The sequence below is a fragment of the Methylobacterium sp. NMS14P genome (genome assembly GCF_028583545.1).
Lineage (GTDB): Bacteria > Pseudomonadota > Alphaproteobacteria > Rhizobiales > Beijerinckiaceae > Methylobacterium.
In genome coordinates this window covers 3,325,198-3,338,597 of record NZ_CP087106.1, presented here as the reverse complement: position 1 = coordinate 3,338,597, position 13,400 = coordinate 3,325,198, and the positions used below count along the sequence as shown (strand labels likewise).

The window sequence follows — 13,400 nt, the reverse complement described above, 5'->3', positions numbered from 1 at the left end:
TGCCGTGTCTCGTCTGTCGATCCCTCGGGAATCGCCGGAGCGGCGGGCGTTTTCAAGGCCTCGGGTGTTTCACGGCCCCTTAACCCTGTTCGGCGACACTTCTTCAAGCAATTCACTGTCCGGCCCGGTCGCGGCCGATCGATGCGAGTATGGCTCCGATGCTGATCGCCTGCCCGAGCTGCGCGAGCGAATATCGCATCGACGCCAGCAAGGTCGGCATGGAGGGCCGCTCGGTCCGCTGTGCCGCCTGCCGCGAGACGTGGTTCATCTCGCCGGCCGACGTCCTCGCCGGCCACGAGGCCGAACTCGCCGCGCAGACCGAGACCGATCCCGTCGCGGACGCGGCCTGGGAGGAGGCGACCGCCTCGGTGCGGAGCGCGACCGACATCCCGGCTCCCAAGGCCGGATGGTCTGCCAAGCCCTGGAAGCCCGTCGGGAAGGCGCGCCGCGCGATCCCGGGCCTGACACCCTCGCTGGCGTTCGGCCTGACCCTCCTGGCGGCGATCCCGCTCGTCTGCCTCGCCCGCACCAGCGTGGTCCGGGCCGTCCCGCAGACCGCCTCCCTGTTCGCCCGCATCGGCCTGCCGGTGAACGTGCGCGGCATCGAGATCCGGGACGTCGTCGCCTTCAACAACCCGCCCGAGGACGACAGTCCCGCCGAACTCGTCGTCGAGGCCGACCTGGTCGGCGTCGCCCGCTCGGACGCGCCCGTGTCGCCGCTGAGCGTCGAGATCCGCGACGCCGGCGGTCGGACGATCAAGACGTTCTCGGTGCCGCCGCCCCGGACGGTCCTCGCCGCGACCGAGACCGCGCGGTTCCGCGCGAGCCTGCCGTCGCCCCCGGCCGCCGGGCGCGCCGTGGTGCTGCGTTTCGCCGACGCGTCCGCGACCCGCCCCGACCCGCGGGTGGCGGTGGCGGACCATTGAGGCAGGTCCGCGCCGGCGTTCTGCTCAGGTTGCGCCGGATGATCGGATCTGCAACCTTCGTTCAGGCGCTCCGACGCGGGCGCGCATAGGCCGTCGTCGGCGCCTGGGACCGCCGTGCTGTGAGCGTTCGCGAAACCGTCCCCATCCTCATCGAGACGACCGACTCGGTCGAGCAGAAGCGCGCCTTCGACTACTGGCGCAGCACGGTGCTGGCGCGCGTCGACGCGACGCCGCTGGCGCCCGATGTCCCGTTCGCGGCCGGCCGCCGGCTCGCGATCACCCGTCACGGCGCGATCCTCCACACCCTGAGCAACCCGATCGCGGTCGAGCGCACGGCGCAGCACGTGCGGCGCGACGGGCGCGACGACATCGCAGTCGTGCTCCTTCTCCAGGGCAGCGGCTACGTCGAGCAGGGCAACGGCGGCGCCGTGCTGGGCGCCGGCGACATCACCGTCCATGCCATGGACCAGCCCTTCGCGATCGGCAGCCGCGATTCCTACGAGGAGATCCGCCTGCAGGTGCCGCGCGCCGCCTTCCTGAGCCAGGTCGGCAACGTGCACGCCTTCGCCGGGCGCAGGCTCCGCGCGACGCCGCTCAGCGGCCTGTTCGCGACCTATCTCCGCTCGTTCTCCGAGACGGTCGGCGGCCTGTCGGAGGCGGAGGCCGGCATCGCCCTCGAGGGCGTCCTGCACCTGCTGCGCGCTCTCGCGGACGGGCAGGGCGAGAAGGCCGACGACGACCTGTCCGGCGACGCCGTGCGGGCCCTGGCCCTGGCCCATATCGAGCGCCGGCTGCACGATCCCGCCTTCGGGCCGGAATCGCTGCCGGCCGCCCTGCGGGTCTCGCGGAGCCGGCTCTACGCGGCCTTCACGGGCGACGAGGGCGTGGCGGCGAAGATCCGCGACGCCCGGCTCGACCGGGCCTACCGGCGGCTCCGCGGCGGCACCCGCATCGGGTCGGTGATGACGAGCTGCGGCTTCACCGACGCGGCCACCTTCAGCCGCGCCTTCCGCCGCCGGTTCGGCGTGGCGCCCCGGGACGTGCTGGAACGCCGTCCCTGACGGATTTAGATTCGGCTGCCGCGCGGGTCGGCGACCGTGCGCTCGGGCGCGGCCGCACCCGCGATCCGCCGCGCCGCGCCGACGAGCCCCAGGCCGAGGCGGATCGCGACCACGCCGACCCGCGCGATCCGGATCTGCCCGGGCAGCTGGCGCGGGCCGATGGGGCGGTAGGCCAGGCGCGGGCTGGCGCGCTCCGCCTCCGCGATGGCCTGCCCGAGGGGGAGGGCCGCGATGCGCCGCGCCTCCGGCGGGGCGATCCCGATCGCCCGCGCCCAGCCGTCGCTCCGCGCGAGCGCCCCGCGCCCGTGCATCTGGCGGAAGCGCCGGCGCCAGAGGTAGCGCCGCACGGCGCGCGGAAAGGTCTCCATCCGGGCGTCGCAGAGCGCGTCGGGCTCCTCGCAGCGGGAGCGGATCGTGTCGGCGACGCCGCCCGGGGCCCGCCCGGCGAGGCGGGCCGAGATGGTCACGCACACGTCGGCGGCGTGCCGGACCCGCAGACCGTGCTCCAGCAGCCGCGCGATGAACGCGCCGTCCTCCCCGAGCGGGATCTCGGGCATGCCGCCGACCGCGAGGTAGGCGCGGCGGGTGACCGCGAGGGTCGCGCCGATCGCGGTCCGGTGGCAGGGCCAGGGGTCGTTCGGATCGGGATCGATCCGCGCCTCGGCCTCGGTGATCAGGGCATCGTAGGTGTCCTCCAACCGGCCGCGGGCAGGGAGCGAGGGCGGCAGCAGCGCCGCCTCGGCCGCGTCGAGCTCGACCCGGCCGGCCACAGCGTCGGCCCCGGCCTCGATCGCGGCGCGGTTGCGCGCGACCCATTCGGGCGGGACGCGGCTGTCGGCGTCGGTCGACAGGATGATCCCCGCATTCCCCGCATCGCCCAGCCAGGCGGCGGCGGCGTCCATGGCCCGCCGGCGTGCCCAACCGGCATGGGCGCCGGAGAAGTTCTCGACGGACACCCGGACCGGGATCGACAGCGTCGGCACCAGCGCGGCCACGAGCGCCTCGGTGCCGTCTGTGCAGTTGTTCAGGAACAGCACGAGCCCGACGCGCCCCGATTCGGAACCCTCCTGGGCGTCGATCGCCCGCAGGCAGGCGGCGATCCGCTCCTCCTCGTTGCGCACGGGCACGGCCACGATCGCGTCGGGACCCGGGACGTCTGACAGAGGGGGACTCGACACCGGTGACAATCTCCGCCGCGCCCGTCGCGCGGGCCTCGTCCGGGCTTATGCCGGAGCTTCCCTGAACGGGACCGGACAGGTGGGCCGGGCGACGCGCCGCTGGTCAGAGCGTCTTCTCGACGAGCCCCTCGATCCATTCCGGCTGCGTCTCGCCGACCGAGCGGCCGACCTCGGTCGCGCCCTTGTAGGCGATCAGCGTGCTCTGCATCCGCACGTTCAGGCGCCGCAGCAGGTCCTTCTGGCTGTCGAAATCGATGTCGAAGATCTGGAGATCCCTGAAGCGCGGCTCGGCCGAGAGCTTCGCGAGGATCGGCTTCTGCGTCCGGCAGATCGGGCACCAGGGGGCGCTGACCGCGATCAGCACCGGCTTCCCGCCCTTCTGCGCGGCCTCGAAGGCGTCGTCCGAGAACGGCCGGGTCTCGCCCGCCCGGGCCGGGACCGGCACCCCGAGCAGGCCCGAACCGGCGAGGGTGAGGCCGACGAGCGCGAGGACGTGACGGCGGCTCTTCATGGCGTGCGTTACTCCCGCGACCCCGTCGGAGCGGGGCGCGCTGCTGTTGGAGGGATGCTACGTCGCGCGTCGCGGCCCGTCCCTGTGACCTGTGTGCCCCCGAGGCCGAAAGCCCACCCGCCGCATCACATTGTCGAGACGCCGGGCGTCGGTGCCTCGTATGATCGGTCTTCCGCGACGAGCGCCGCGATGTCGTCGGGATTCACCGCGTCGATCGGGCGCCGGATCCGCAGGGCCCGCGTGGGTGCGCCGGCGCGCATCACCAGCACGATGGTCTCCATGTCGGGGCAGCCCGGATCGGCGCAGGCGATCTCGTTGACCGCCAGCGTGTCGGCCTCGCCGAGACCGAGGGCCGTCCGCAGGTCCTGCTTCAGGCGCGCCGCGATCGCCGCGCGCTCCGCCGAGCGGGACCGCCACGCCTTGAGGCTCACGAAGGCCATGCGCGATGCTCGTTGTCCTGCGTTGGAAGCGCCAGCGCCCCGCGTGTAATAATGTTACGCAGCCCTGGGGGCGGTCAAGCGTCGCCCCATGCGCCTGAAACAACCGTCGTCTTCGGCTGTCATGTAGAGGCCGACCTCGAAAATCCGACTTTGCTGGTCTTCGGACTCGACAGCGGTGCAGAGGTCCGGTGAGGTGTAATAGGCGCGCGAAGGATGTGAGATCTTGCGACCCTGGCGGGACGGACCGGACGACCGGCGGAGCTACCATCACGGCAATCTGAAGGAGGCCCTCCTGGAGGCCGCGCGCCGGTTCATCGCGGAGCGCGGGATCGGCGGCTTCACCCTGGTCGACGCCGCGCGCCTCGTCGGCGTGACGCCGGCCGCGCTGTACCGCCATTTCCGGGGCCGCGAGGCGCTCCTCGAGGAACTCGCCGGGCGCGGCTTCGCGGAACTCGCCGCGCGTCTGGCGCGGGCCCTGACGTCGCGCGGGACGCCGCTGGAGCGGTTCACCCGGATGGGTGAGACCTACCTCGCCTTCGCCGAGGAGGAGCCGGCCTACTACGCGGCGATCTTCGAGACCCGCGGCGCGCCCGCCGGCGGGGCCGAATCTGACACGCCGGCCGGAGGCGCCGGCGCGGAACCGCGGCCGAGCCCCTTCGACCTCCTGGTGGAGGCGCTGCAGGCGACCTTCGCGGACGGGTTCGGGGGCGTGGCGCCGCGCTTCATCGCCCTGGAGGTCTGGGCCCTGGCCCACGGCCTGGCGACACTCTCGGCTGCCGGACATCTGCCGCGCGGCCCCGGCTTCCCCGACAAGTACGAGCTGCTGCGGGCCGGAGTCCTCGCCCTTGTGCACGGGGCGGGGCGCCCCGGCGAGCGCGACGGCGGTGCCGGGCGGCCTTGAAAGGCCCGCGCCGGACCCGCATGTTAACCGCGTTCACATGAACAGCGGAGCACAGCCGTGACCTCTCAATCCTCCTCTTCCTGGGCGACCGGCAGGCTCTGCCGGTCCGGCCCGTTCCCGCGTCGCTCGCTGGAGATCGGCGCGATCGTGGTCGGCTTCATCTACTGGTGGCCGGTCGGCCTCGCGCTGGTCGCCTGGAAGTTCGCCGGCTACCCGGCTTTCGCCGAGCTGCGCGACGCCGCGCGCCGGACGGTCTCCGACTTCGAGGGCGGACGTCCCGCGTCCCGCTTCGCCCGCGCCTTCGAGGCCGCCAACCGCCGCGGCGGCACGGGGAACGCCGCCTTCGACGAGTACCGCCGGGCCGAGCTCGACCGCCTGGAGGCGCAGCGCCGCGCTCTCGAGGAAGAGAGCCGCGCCTTCTCGGACTTCGTCGAGGAGCTGAAGCGCGCCCGGGATCGCGAGCAGTTCGACGCGTTCATGGCCAAGCGCCGGACCGAGGGCGGCAGCCGCTCGGTCTGAGCCCTCGCGACACGACGGGGTCCGGACGCGCACCGGGAGCGCGTCCGGGCCCGGCATCAGGCCGCGCGGACTTGGTCGAGGAACCGCGCCACTTCGGCATTCAGGTGCTCGGACTGCTCCGAGAGCCGCGACGCTTCAGCCAGGACCTGACCAGCAGCAGCCCCGGTCTTCTCGGCGGCGCTCGCGACGCTGACGATGTTGATGGTGACCTCGCCGGTGCCGGCCGCCGCCTGCCCGACGTTGCGGACGATCTCGTGCGTGGCCGCGCCCTGCTGCTCCACCGCCGCCGCGATGGAGGTCGCCACGCCGTCGATGTCGCGGATCCGGGCCGTGATCGTCCCGATCGCCGCGACGGCCTGGCCGGTCGAGGCCTGGACCCGCCCGATCTGGCCGGCGATCTCCTCCGTTGCCCGGGCGGTCTGCTCGGCCAGCGCCTTCACCTCGGTGGCGACCACTGCGAAGCCGCGGCCGGCGGCGCCCGCGCGCGCGGCCTCGATCGTGGCGTTCAGCGCCAGCAGGTTGGTCTGGCCCGCGATGGTCGAGATCAGCCCGACCACGTCGCCGATCCGCGACACGGCCTCGCTCAGTTCCTGCACCAGCGCGCCGGTCCGGTCGGCCTCCGCGACGGCCGCGCGGGCGAGGCTGGCCGAGCCGTCGACCTGCCGGCCGATCTCCTGCACCGAGGTGCCGAGTTCCTCGGCGGCCGCCGCCACGGTACCGACGTTGCTGGCCGCCTCCTCGGCCGCGGCGGCGACGGTGGTCGACTGGCCGGCGGTCTGCGCGGCGGTCTCGGTCATGCCGCGGGCGGTGGCCTGCAGGCCGGCCGCCGCGGTCGAGACCTGCGCGACGATCCCGCCGACGGCGTCGGCGAACCGGTCGGCGATCTGCCGCATGCCGAGGCTGCGCTGACGCTCCGCGTCCTGCCGGGCCGTCTCGGCCTCGGCCTCGAGCTGCTGGGTGCGGATCAGGTTGTCCTTGAACACCTGGACGGCCGCCGCCATGGCGCCGATCTCGTCGCGGCGATGCCGGAACGGAATCACGGTGCCCGCCTCGCCCCGCGCCAGCCGCGTCATCGCGGCGGTCATCGCGGAGATCGGCCGCGAGATGTAGAACAGGCCGAAGATCGCCGCGGCCAGTGCCGACACCAGCGCGAGGCCGATGCCGGTGACGGCCGCGACGGAGGCGGTGTCGATCCGCTTCATCGCCGTGTCGGCATCCTGCGCCGCGGCCTTCTCGTCGTGGGCCACCAGGCCGGCTAGCGCCGCCCGGGCGTTGTTGTAGAGCGCGACGACGTCGGGTTTGATCAGCAGCTTGGTCGCCTCCGCTTGCTGGCCCGCCTCCATCAGGCGCCGCACGTCCCGATCCGCCTGCTCGAACCGGGCCCAGGCCGCGTCGAAGGCGTCGTAGTGCCGCCGCTCGTCGGCTGTGCTGATCAGAGGCTCGTAGGCGCGGCGCGCGTCGCGCAGCTGCGCGTGCGTCTTCGCGAGGGCTGCCTCGTTGGTCGTCCGGTGCTCCGGCGTGTCCGACAGCAGGATGAGCCGGTACTGCTTGATGCGCACCTCGGAAGCCGCCACCTCGATCGCGCCGACTTTCTCGAGGGAGGGGACCCAGTCCGTGGCCAGCGCCGTCGCCGCCTCGCCGATCGCGGCCAGCTGACGGAGCGATAGGCCGCCTTGCGCGGCCGAGATCAGAGCAAGTCCCACGAAGAGGATTGCCAATATTGCTTTGAGCGGAAGGGACAGGCGCATGTACGTGATCGGCCAGATCCGAGGGTTGCGACAGTTGCATCGGACTCATCGATGCGCGCGACCGCATTTAGAGCCTTCGATTTTACGCGCAAGCCGAACCGGAGCGGCGTCGATCGACAGTGTGTTTTACTGACAGGGTGTCATATTGCCCATAACGTCATAGTTGAGCGTAGTGTCGCGATGGATATAGATCTTTCCTGTCGTGGGTAACGCTGAAAATCGGAGATAAAATTTTTCTCATCGAAATCAAACCGTTCTCTGAAACCGGACAATTGATGTTTGTGCCGGGTCCGTGCGTCGGGCCCTCGGTCCTAACCGGCGGGAAATTCCGAGAGATCTACGGGACGGACTGGAACGCGCTTCGAATCGCTCGCGGCCGCGTCGGCGCAGTATCCCGCGCGGCCCGACGGGGCGAGTTGCGCCCCGGCCTCCGCTCCGGCATTGGTCCTCAACCGCAGGGGAGGTGTTGGGCATGTCGACGGGTCGGGTCACCGTGGTCGATCACCCGCTGGTGCAGCACAAGCTCACCTATCTGCGGGACAAGAACCGCTCGACCAAGGGCTTCCGGCAGATTCTCAACGAGATCGGGATGCTCCTCGCCTACGAGGTGACCCGGGACTTGCCGCTGGAGCCGGTGACGATCGAGACGCCGCTCCAGCCGATGCAGGGGCAGCAGATCCAGGGCAAGAAGCTGGTCCTGGCGCCGATCCTCCGCGCCGGAGTCGGCTTTCTCGACGGCATGCTGTCGCTGGTCCCGTCGGCCCGCGTCGCGCATATCGGGCTGTACCGGGACCCCGAGACGCTGGAAGCCGTGGAGTACTACTTCAAGGCGCCCTCCGATCTGGCCGACCGGACGGTGCTGGTACTGGATCCGATGCTGGCGACCGCCAACTCGGCCATCGCGGCCCTCGACCGGCTCAAGGCCCGGGGAGCCTCGGACCTGCGCTTCGTCTGCCTGCTGGCGGCGCCGGAGGGCCTCGCCAAGTTCCAGGCCGCCCATCCCGACGTGCCGGTCTGGACCGCGGCGATCGACAGCCACCTGAACGACCACGGCTACATCGTCCCGGGCCTCGGCGACGCCGGGGACCGGATGTACGGCACCCGCTAGGAGCCGGCCTCAGCGCCGGCCGCGCCTGACTCCGGCACGGCCCTTGCCGACGACCTTGCGGAGGGTCTGCGAGAGCTGATCCACCGAGTAGGGCTTCTGGATCAGGTCGAAGCCGTGGACGCCCTCCTGCGCCAGCACGTGGCTGTAGCCGGAGGTGAGGACCACCGGCAGGTTGGGGAGGCGCCGCTGCAGCTCGCGGGCCAGCCCGATGCCGCCCATGCCGGGCATCACCACGTCGGAGAACACGGCGTCGAAGCGGAAGGGAATCCTCTCGATCTCGACGAGCGCCTCCTCGGCGTTGGTCGCCCAGACGGTCTTGTGGCCGAGATCCTCCAGGATCTGCGTGGCGAAGCGGCCGACCTCGATATTGTCCTCGACCACGAGCACGCAGAGGCTGGCACCGTCGAACCCGTTCTCCTCGCTCGGCGGGGCGGCGGACACGTCCGGTGCGTCCTCCGCCTGCGGCAGGTAGAGGGTGAAGGTCGTCCCGTGGCCGGGGGTGCTGGACACGTCGACGTCCCCCCCGGACTGCTTGGCGAAGCCGAAGACCTGGGACAACCCGAGCCCGGTGCCCTTGCCGATGTCCTTGGTGGTGAAGAACGGCTCGAAGATGCGCGGCAGCACGTCGGGCGGGATCCCGATGCCGGTGTCGGACAGCGACACCGCCGCGAAGGTGCTGCGCGATCCCGCATGCCCGCGGATCGCCGGCATGGGCCGGTCGCCCGAGAGCGTCAGGGTCAGGGTGCCCTCACCGCCCATCGCATCGCGGGCGTTCACCGCCATGTTGATCAGCGCGGTCTCGAACTGGCTGAGATCGGCGCGGATGTGGCAGGGCGTGTCGGGAATCTCGGCCACCACGCTGATGCGCGCGCCGGTGACCGAGTCGAGCATCTCCGCCACGGCACGCAGCGACGCGCCCACCTCGAACACCTCGGGCTTGAGGGCCTGACGGCGCGCGAAGGCCAGGAGCTGACCGGTCAGCTTGGCGGCGCGGTCGACCGTGTCGGAGATGGCCTCGACGTAGCGGCGGCGGCGCTCCTCCGGCAGCGCCGGCCGCTTGAGCAGATCGGTGGAGGATTTGATCACCGTCAGGAGGTTGTTGAAGTCGTGGGCGACGCCGCCGGTCAGCTGACCCACCGCCTCGAGCTTCTGCGACTGCCGCAGCGCCTCCTCGACGCGCTCGCGCTCGGCGCTCTCCGACTGGAGGCGGGCATGGGCCTCCGCGAGGGCCAGCATGTTGCGCCTCTGCTCGGTCAGGTCCGTCAGGACCCCGCAGAGCAGCGGCTGATCGCCCTGGCAGGCGAAGCGGCTCAGCGACAGGAAGGTGGCGCTCTCGGAGCCCGCCGCCGCGTGCAGCGCGATCTCCTCGCGGACGGGGCCGTCCATCGCCCGGTGGATCAGGCGCTCGAGGTCGACATCCGCGTGCACGAAATCCTGGAGCGGGCGGCCGGTCAGGCGCTCCTGCGGCTCGCCGAGCATCTCGGCCAGCCGCCGGTTGCAGTAGAGCAGCGTCCCGTCCAGCGCCAACGTGAAGGCGCCCTCCTGCATCTGCTCGATCAGCGCCCGGTAGGGCAGGTCCGCGTTCTCGAGCGTGTAGACGAGGCGCTCGTGGTTCGGCCCCTCAACCACGACGGCGTCGAAATCGCCCCGGCGGATGGCCGCGAGGGTCTCCTCGCTCTCCTCGAGCCGCGCCTCGAGTTCGCGGATATGGGCGCGGTAGGCGTCGAGCCCGGGCTCGTCGCCGGGCAGCAAGGCGTCCACACCCATCAGAGCGGCTCCGCGGCGGACGCGATCTCGAGACCGCGCAGCACGCGGCCCTCGTCGAGGAGATCGCCCGAGAGGCGCCGTTCCGGGCCCGGTGCCAGCTTCAGGAGTGTGGGAGCGGCGAGGATACCGTCGCGCTCGGCGAGGTCGGGCTGCTGATAGATGTCGACGATCTCCAGGTCGTAGCGGCCCGCGATATGGGTCTCGCAGACGCGGCGCAGGATCTCGACGGCGCGCAGCGAGCGCGGCGCGGTCCCGGCCACGAACAGCCGCAACCGGACGCGCTCCGCGTCCGTCGGCGCGGGTACGGCCGCGATCAAGGCCGGTCGGCCTTGGGACGGATGTCGAGGCCGACCAGCACCTTCTCGGTGTTCGACAGATCGCCGATGATCCGCTTCAACGGCGACGGCAGCCGGCGCACGAGGGTCGGGATCGCGAGGATCTGATCGCCGGCGGCGAGCTGCGGGTTCTTCATGAGGTCGATGACCTCAATGTCGTAGTGGCCGGCCAGATGCTCCTCGCAGAAGCGCTTCAGGTTGGTCAGGGCGGCGAGGGACTTGGCCGTCTGTCCGGCGACGTAGAGGCGCAGGTGATAGTGGCCGGAATCGCGGTCGGGATCCGTGTCGGGTGCCTGGTCGTCCGATGTCGTATCGCTCATTCCGCGGCACTCCGTCGTGCGATCAACGCCTGCTGCTCCGCCGCGAGCGTGACGCCGCGCGCTGCGTCCTCGGCGCGCAGGCTCTCCTCCTCGTCCACGGCCGCCTCGAGACCGGCCCTGAGCTCCTCGATCTGGCGCTCCAGGGCGGAGCGCCGGCGCGCCATGTCCCGGAGCCGGCGCTCGGTCGCGTCCCGCTGCTGCTGCGCCGCGGCGCGCTCCTGCGCCTCCTGAACCAAGCGCGCTGTCCCGGTTACGACACCTGAAGGACCAATATAGGCATCCACCAACTGGATCCCGCCCGACGACATCAGAAATTCGCGAATCTGGTTGGAGTGGCTCATGCCCCGCGCCTTGATGACGTAGAGGGTCCGCGTCCGCTCGCCGTTCGCCTCCATGTTCTGGAGCTTGATCCAGGCATCCATCAGCGAGGACACGCCGAGATCGTCGTCCTCGATCAGCGAGCCGTCCCCGCGCAGGGTGGTGAAGATCGCCGTGATGCCGCGGGTCTTGATCAGGTCGATCATGCGCAGGAGCGTCGCCTGCAGCTCGCCCGACGGCCCGCGCAGGGCGGAGATGGGGTCGAGCACCACCACGTCCGGCCGGAACTGGTCGAGGTCGCGGTGCATCCGCGCGAGATGCGTCTCCAGCCCGAACAGGCTCGGCCGCGCCGCCTCGAACCGGAGGCGGCCGCTCGCCACGTGCGCGGCGAGGTCGAGCCCGATCGAGCGCGCGTTGCGGATGATCTGGGCGCCGCTCTCCTCGAACACGAAGGCCATGCAGCGCTCGCCGCGCCGGCAGGCCGCGTCGAGGATCGAGGCGGCGAGCATGCTCTTCCCGGTCCCCGCCTCGCCGGAGATCAGAATCCCGGAGCCGCGATGGAAGCCCCGCGGCCCCAGCATGGCATCGAGCCCGGCGATTCCGGTGGAGAGGATGCCGTCGGGCACGGCGTAGTCGAGATCCGTCGAGGTCACGGGCAGGACGCTGATTCCCGCGTGATCGATCAAAAACGGGTACTCGTTGGTGCCGTGGGCGGAGCCGCGATACTTCACGACGCGCAGCCGCCGCGTCGTTATCTGGGCCTCGACGCGGTTATCGAGCAGGACGACGCAGTCGGAGACGTACTCCTCCAGGCCCTGGCGGGTGAGTGGCCCGTCGCCGCGCTCGCCCGTGATGATCGCGGTCAGACCGCGATCCTTGATCCAGCCGAACAGGCGGCGCAGCTCGGCGCGGAGCAGCGTCGGATCGGTGAAGCCCGCGAACAGGGTCTCGATCGTGTCGAGAACGACGCGCTTGGCGCCGATCGAATCCACCGCGAAGCCGAGGCGGATGAACAGGCCCTCGAGGTCGTACTCGCCGGTCTCCTCGATCTCGCTCCGCTCCACGCGGACGTGGTCGATCGCGAGATGGCCGGCGGCGACGAGGCCGTCGAGGTCGTAGCCGAGCGACGCGACGTTCGCCGCCAGATCATCGGCCCGCTCCTCGAAGCTCATGAACACGCCGGGCTCGCCGTAGAGCGTCGCGCCGTTGACCAGGAAGGTCGTGGCGAACAGCGTCTTGCCGCAGCCCGCCGCGCCGCAGATGAGCGTCGGCCGCCCGGCCGGCAGTCCGCCGTACGTCAGGTCGTCGAAACCGGTGATGCCCGTCGCGACCTTGGGCAGTGTCGGGGCGGCTTGCGGGTCGGGCACGATGGGCGAAATCCTGGACGTCTCGGATGCCGGGCGGGTCCGGAAGCGCGGCGGCGCTCGCCCCGGTGCCGGGCCGGTCGGCTCGTTCCGCACCGTGAAGACGCGGAGGATGGCTCGAACAGCGCGTTGTGCGGGCAGAACACCGTTGGAATGCGGTATGGCAACGGGTCCGCCCGCGCAATATGGGGGCGTGACGCGTCCGGCCGCCATCCCGTCGACGGACTGCGCAGACCGATGGGAGCATCCATGCTCGGCTGGGAGGTCGACGTGAACGACGCCCTGACAGCGCCGGCCGTCGCGCGCAATCGCGACGCGATCCTGGCCGTCCTCCGCGAGGTCCTGCCCGCCAGCGGCACCGTCCTGGAGGTCGCCAGCGGCTCCGGCGAGCACGCGGTCCACGTCGCCGCGGCCCTGCCGGGCCTGGACTGGCTGCCGAGCGATCCGGAGCCCGCCGCGCGGCGCAGCATCGCCGCGCACGCGCTCCGGGCGGGGCTCGCCAACATCCGGCTCCCGCTCGCGCTCGACGCCGCGGCCGCCGCTTGGCCTGTCGCGCGGGTCGACGGGATCGTCTGCATCAACATGATCCACATCGCGCCTTGGGCCGCCACCGAGGGGCTGATGGCCGGAGCGGGCCGCGTCCTGGGCGAGCGCGGCGTCCTGTTCCTGTACGGACCGTTCCGCGAGGCCGACCGGCCTTTCGCGGCGAGCAACGCCGCCTTCGACGCCTCCCTGCGCGCCCGGGATCCGACCTGGGGCGTGCGGGACCTCGACGCCGTCGCGGCGGAAGCGGCCCGGCACGGGCTCACCCTGGTCCGGCGGGTGGCCATGCCGGCCAACAATCTGAGCGTGCTCTTCAGACGTTCGGACAGGTGAGCGGCTGTCTGTCACGCGTTCGCGTATC

Annotated in this window: 14 protein-coding genes; 6 read left to right on the top strand and 8 right to left on the bottom strand. The window is 71.6% G+C overall.

All coding sequences use genetic code 11. The features are described 5' to 3' along the window. Positions 1-158: 158 nt before the first annotated feature. Positions 159-926 carry a zinc-ribbon domain-containing protein gene (locus LOK46_RS16070; protein WP_273564605.1) on the top strand — a complete coding sequence of 256 codons (768 nt, stop codon included), beginning with the start codon at positions 159-161 and terminating at the stop codon, positions 924-926. 119 nt (positions 927-1,045) lie between these two features. Beyond that, positions 1,046-1,987, top strand: a complete 942-nt coding sequence (locus LOK46_RS16065) for a helix-turn-helix domain-containing protein (RefSeq protein WP_273558715.1) — start codon at positions 1,046-1,048, stop codon at positions 1,985-1,987. A 5-nt stretch (positions 1,988-1,992) separates the two neighbouring features. On the opposite strand, the gene LOK46_RS16060 is transcribed toward LOK46_RS16065, so the two are convergent. The 3 genes from LOK46_RS16060 to LOK46_RS16050 all read right to left on the bottom strand — a co-directional run bounded on the left by LOK46_RS16060 (position 1,993) and on the right by LOK46_RS16050 (position 4,116). Next, on the bottom strand, positions 1,993-3,165 hold the full coding sequence (locus tag LOK46_RS16060) for a glycosyltransferase (RefSeq protein ID WP_273558713.1): 1,173 nt from the start codon (positions 3,163-3,165) through the stop codon (positions 1,993-1,995). 103 nt (positions 3,166-3,268) lie between these two features. After that, a complete protein-coding gene (locus LOK46_RS16055; RefSeq protein WP_273558711.1) occupies positions 3,269-3,676 on the bottom strand; it encodes a thioredoxin family protein in 408 nt (135 codons plus the stop codon). Between the two features lie 125 nt (positions 3,677-3,801). Continuing rightward, the gene (locus LOK46_RS16050) at positions 3,802-4,116 is read right to left on the bottom strand and encodes a hypothetical protein (RefSeq protein ID WP_273558710.1); all 315 of its coding nucleotides are present in this window, start codon (positions 4,114-4,116) and stop codon (positions 3,802-3,804) included. Between the two features lie 223 nt (positions 4,117-4,339). Between LOK46_RS16050 and LOK46_RS16045 the strand changes: the two genes are divergently transcribed. Then, positions 4,340-5,017, top strand: a complete 678-nt coding sequence (locus LOK46_RS16045; protein WP_273558708.1) for a TetR/AcrR family transcriptional regulator — start codon at positions 4,340-4,342, stop codon at positions 5,015-5,017. Positions 5,018-5,074: 57 nt separating this feature from the next. Then, entirely contained in the window at positions 5,075-5,536 is a 462-nt protein-coding gene (locus LOK46_RS16040; protein ID WP_273558706.1) for a DUF2852 domain-containing protein, read from the top strand. Positions 5,537-5,592: 56 nt separating this feature from the next. On the opposite strand, the gene LOK46_RS16035 is transcribed toward LOK46_RS16040, so the two are convergent. After that, entirely contained in the window at positions 5,593-7,284 is a 1,692-nt protein-coding gene (locus LOK46_RS16035; protein ID WP_273558704.1) for a methyl-accepting chemotaxis protein, read from the bottom strand. 472 nt (positions 7,285-7,756) lie between these two features. On the opposite strand from LOK46_RS16035, the gene upp reads away from it, so the two are divergent. Further along, positions 7,757-8,392 carry a uracil phosphoribosyltransferase gene (gene upp / locus LOK46_RS16030; protein WP_012319922.1) on the top strand — a complete coding sequence of 212 codons (636 nt, stop codon included), beginning with the start codon at positions 7,757-7,759 and terminating at the stop codon, positions 8,390-8,392. Positions 8,393-8,401: 9 nt separating this feature from the next. On the opposite strand, the gene LOK46_RS16025 is transcribed toward upp, so the two are convergent. Genes LOK46_RS16025 through kaiC form a run of 4 tightly spaced genes read right to left on the bottom strand, consistent with a single transcriptional unit; the run spans position 8,402 to position 12,499 of the window. Beyond that, the gene (locus LOK46_RS16025) at positions 8,402-10,159 is read right to left on the bottom strand and encodes a PAS domain-containing sensor histidine kinase (protein ID WP_273558702.1); all 1,758 of its coding nucleotides are present in this window, start codon (positions 10,157-10,159) and stop codon (positions 8,402-8,404) included. Further along, a complete protein-coding gene (locus LOK46_RS16020) occupies positions 10,159-10,476 on the bottom strand; it encodes a circadian clock KaiB family protein (protein ID WP_273558701.1) in 318 nt (105 codons plus the stop codon). The genes LOK46_RS16025 and LOK46_RS16020 overlap by 1 nt, the downstream gene beginning before the upstream one ends. Then, on the bottom strand, positions 10,473-10,814 hold the full coding sequence (locus tag LOK46_RS16015) for a circadian clock KaiB family protein (protein ID WP_273558699.1): 342 nt from the start codon (positions 10,812-10,814) through the stop codon (positions 10,473-10,475). The genes LOK46_RS16020 and LOK46_RS16015 overlap by 4 nt, the downstream gene beginning before the upstream one ends. Further along, positions 10,811-12,499, bottom strand: coding sequence for a circadian clock protein KaiC (kaiC, locus tag LOK46_RS16010; RefSeq protein WP_273558697.1), 1,689 nt, complete (start codon positions 12,497-12,499; stop codon positions 10,811-10,813). Before kaiC ends, LOK46_RS16015 begins: the two co-directional genes overlap by 4 nt. Positions 12,500-12,745: 246 nt before the next feature. Between kaiC and LOK46_RS16005 the strand changes: the two genes are divergently transcribed. After that, positions 12,746-13,372 carry a DUF938 domain-containing protein gene (locus LOK46_RS16005; RefSeq protein ID WP_273558695.1) on the top strand — a complete coding sequence of 209 codons (627 nt, stop codon included), beginning with the start codon at positions 12,746-12,748 and terminating at the stop codon, positions 13,370-13,372. Positions 13,373-13,400: the final 28 nt, after the last annotated feature.

Coding starts and splice junctions, on each gene's coding strand:
- LOK46_RS16070 (WP_273564605.1), top strand. CDS start 159: ATGCTGATCGCCTGCCCGAGCTGCGCGAGCGAATATCGCATCGACGCC.
- LOK46_RS16055 (WP_273558711.1), bottom strand. CDS start 3,676: ATGAAGAGCCGCCGTCACGTCCTCGCGCTCGTCGGCCTCACCCTCGCC.
- LOK46_RS16050 (WP_273558710.1), bottom strand. CDS start 4,116: ATGGCCTTCGTGAGCCTCAAGGCGTGGCGGTCCCGCTCGGCGGAGCGC.
- LOK46_RS16035 (WP_273558704.1), bottom strand. CDS start 7,284: ATGCGCCTGTCCCTTCCGCTCAAAGCAATATTGGCAATCCTCTTCGTG.
- upp (WP_012319922.1), top strand. CDS start 7,757: ATGTCGACGGGTCGGGTCACCGTGGTCGATCACCCGCTGGTGCAGCAC.
- LOK46_RS16025 (WP_273558702.1), bottom strand. CDS start 10,159: ATGGGTGTGGACGCCTTGCTGCCCGGCGACGAGCCCGGGCTCGACGCC.
- LOK46_RS16015 (WP_273558699.1), bottom strand. CDS start 10,814: ATGAGCGATACGACATCGGACGACCAGGCACCCGACACGGATCCCGAC.
- LOK46_RS16005 (WP_273558695.1), top strand. CDS start 12,746: ATGCTCGGCTGGGAGGTCGACGTGAACGACGCCCTGACAGCGCCGGCC.